The 3,105-nt window shown below is 53.1% G+C and carries 1 rRNA gene; it reads right to left on the bottom strand.

The annotated features are described in order from the left end of the window. Positions 1–19 precede the first annotated feature (19 nt). Positions 20–2,886 (bottom strand): 23S ribosomal RNA (locus AC0L2K_RS34600). Between the last annotated feature and the right edge of the window lie 219 nt (positions 2,887–3,105).

Here is a 3,105-nt window from a genome sequence, read left to right as displayed (position 1 = left end):
ATGGGCATAGGGAATGAGAACGATCAAGCCGATCGAACTATTAGTACCGGTAAGCTTCAAGCGTTGCCGCTCTTCCACACCCGGCCTATCAACGTGGTCGTCTTCCACGGTTCTCAGGGAATACTCGTTTTAAGGTGGGTTTCCCGCTTAGATGCCTTCAGCGGTTATCCCGTCCGGATATAGCTACCCTGCTATGCGGCTGGCGCCACAACAGGTCCACCAGAGATCCGTCCATCCCGGTCCTCTCGTACTAGGGACAGATCCTTTCAATATTCCTACACCCACGGCAGATAGGGACCGAACTGTCTCACGACGTTCTGAACCCAACTCACGTACCGCTTTAAATGGCGAACAGCCATACCCTTGGGACCTGCTCCAGCCCCAGGATGCGATGAGTCGACATCGAGGTGCCAAACAACCCCGTCGATATGGACTCTTGGGGGTCATCAGCCTGTTATCCCCGGCGTACCTTTTATCCGTTGAGCGATGGCCCTTCCACGCGGGACCACCGGATCACTATGACCGACTTTCGTCTCTGCTCGACTTGTCAGTCTCGCAGTCAGGCAGGCTTATGCCATTGCACTCAGCGAACGATTTCCGACCGTTCTGAGCCCACCATCGCGCGCCTCCGTTACTCTTTAGGAGGCGACCGCCCCAGTCAAACTACCCACCATACATTGTCCCGGACCCGGATGACGGGCCGCGGTTAGACATCCATAGTGATAAGGGTGGTATTTCAAGGGTGGCTCCACCTGAGCTGGCGCCCAGGTTTCAAAGCCTACCACCTATCCTACACATGCCACTACGAATGCCAATGTAAAGCTATAGTAAAGGTGCACGGGGTCTTTCCGTCTAACCGCAGGAACCCCGCATCTTCACGGGGAATTCAATTTCACTGAGTCTATGCTGGAGACAGCGGGGAAGTCGTTACGCCATTCGTGCAGGTCGGAACTTACCCGACAAGGAATTTCGCTACCTTAGGACCGTTATAGTTACGGCCGCCGTTTACTGGGGCTTCGATTCAGAGCTTGCACCCCTCCTCTTAACCTTCCAGCACCGGGCAGGCGTCAGACCCTATACGTCGTCTTGCGACTTCGCAGAGCCCTGTGTTTTTGATAAACAGTCGCTACCCCCTGGTCTGTGCCACCCTCCTCCACTTGCGTGGAAAAGGGTCACGCTTCTTCCGAAGTTACGCGTGCAATTTGCCGAGTTCCTTCAGCATAGTTCTCTCAAGCGCCTTGGTATACTCTACCAGTCCACCAGTGTCGGTTTCGGGTACGGTCTATAAGGAGGAGCTATTTCCTGGAACCACGCAGCAGCCCGTTCAATCCGATAAGATTGGACTACCTCAATGATCCGTCACTTCCTCCAGGCCCACGAATATTAACGTGGTTCCCATCGTCTACGCATTTCTGCCTCGACTTAGGGGCCGGCTAACCCTGCTCAGATTAGCTTTAAGCAGGAACCCTTGGACTTTCGGCGGGGGAGTCTCTCACTCCCCTTACGTTACTCATGTCAGCATTCGCACTTCTGATACCTCCACCACCCCTCACGGGTATGGCTTCATCAGCTTACAGAACGCTCCGCTACCGCTCGTGATTGCTCACGAACCCTAAGCTTCGGTGTATGGCTTGAGCCCCGTTACATTTTCGGCGCAAAGACCCTTATTTAGACCAGTGAGCTGTTACGCTTTCTTTAAATGATGGCTGCTTCTAAGCCAACATCCTGGTTGTTTTGGGATCCTCACATCCTTTCCCACTTAGCCATAACTTGGGGACCTTAGCTGTAGGTCAGGGTTGTTTCCCTTTTCACGACGGACGTTAGCACCCGCCGTGTGTCTGCCGACTAGTACTCCCAGGTATTCGGAGTTTGGTTAGGTTTGGTAATCCGGTGAGGACCCCTAGCCCATCCAGTGCTCTACCCCCTGGGGTATTCGGTCGACGCTCTACCTAAATAGATTTCGCGGAGAACCAGCTATTTCCGAGTTTGATTGGCCTTTCACCCCTAGCCACAAGTCATCCCGAACTATTGCAACAGTTATGGGTTCGGTCCTCCAGTAAGTGTTACCTTACCTTCAACCTGCTCATGGCTAGATCACTCGGTTTCGGGTCTAATGCGACGAACTGAACGCCCTGTTCAGACTCGCTTTCGCTGCGCCTACACCTAGCGGTTTAAGCTTGCTCGTCACACTAAGTCGCTGACCCATTATACAAAAGGTACGTGGTCACCCAGGACGAACCTTGGACTCCCACTGTTTGTAGGCAATCGGTTTCAGGTACTCTTTCACTCCCCTTGTCGGGGTGCTTTTCACCTTTCCCTCACGGTACTAGTTCGCTATCGGTCATGCACGAGTACTTAGGCTTGGAGGGTGGTCCCCCCAATTTCAGACAGGATTTCACGTGTCCCGCCTTACTCGAGGACGATGATTTGCATTACGCGTACGGGGCTGTCACCCACTATGGCCCTACTTTCCAGAAGGTTCCGCTTGTCTCATCATCGCCACTGGCCTGGTCCGGGTTCGCTCGCCACTACTGCCGGAGTCTCGGTTGATGTCCTTTCCTACGGGTACTTAGATGTTTCAGTTCCCCGCGTTCGCCACTTTATCCCTATGTATTCAGGATAAGTTACCTATAACAGATACTTGGAAACCACAGCAGCAAGTCTGCGCGATCTCAAAGAGATCGTCGCTTAACGCTCAATCCTTTTGGGATCTCGCGCCAATTACCTGCTGCTCTGATTTTCCAAGCACCTTAGGTGGGTTTCCCCATTCGGAAATCTACGGATCAAAGGGTATTCGCACCTCCCCGTAGCTTATCGCAGCGTATCACGTCCTTCATCGCCTGTGCATGCCAAGGCATCCACCAATTGCCCTTAAGACACTTGATCGTTCTCATTGCCAATACTCATCGCGCGACCTCGAAGAGATCGTCGCTTCAGCTAAATCCTGTGCAGGATTGTCGCCTGATGGCATTGGCACAAAAAGACCAGCTTCTCGAGATCGGTTCGAGGGTGCGGTTAGGCAAACCCATCATATGCGGGAGATTGAGCGTCTCCCGCGACAAATCACACCCCTTGCGGGCTATGAAGTTCGAACAAATCTTCTCT

The organism is Mesorhizobium sp. WSM4817 (assembly GCF_055811135.1).
The sequence above is the reverse complement of the archived record's forward strand: the minus strand, read 5'-3'. Positions and strand labels throughout refer to the sequence as shown.